General features: G+C 60.6%; 1 protein-coding gene. It reads left to right on the top strand.

The window, feature by feature from the left end:
- Positions 1-249, top strand: a 249-nt coding sequence (locus tag FNJ47_RS55700) for a transposase (RefSeq protein WP_163163660.1), incomplete at both ends; no start/stop codon positions are given.

Genomic DNA, 249 nt, shown 5'->3' with positions numbered 1-249 from the left:
TGGCTTGGGCCGTCGGCATCCCTCGGCACCTGAAGGTGTATCCGGTCGATGTGAAGCTCATTTGGCCGATCACCAAAGTCCGCGGGAAACCACGAAAGCACCACGTGCCCGATATCTTATCGATTGCAGCAGAACAAATGCTGGCCAGCGCCAAATGGAAAGCCGTGAGCTGGCGCAGCGGGACGAAAGGTCGGCTGAAAGCCCGATTTGCTGCTCTCCGTGTCCGCACCGCCGACGGCCCTCCTCAGC

The organism is Bradyrhizobium uaiense, assembly GCF_010811875.1.
GTDB lineage: Bacteria > Pseudomonadota > Alphaproteobacteria > Rhizobiales > Xanthobacteraceae > Bradyrhizobium > Bradyrhizobium uaiense.
This window is presented reverse-complemented; position numbering and strand designations above follow the sequence as displayed.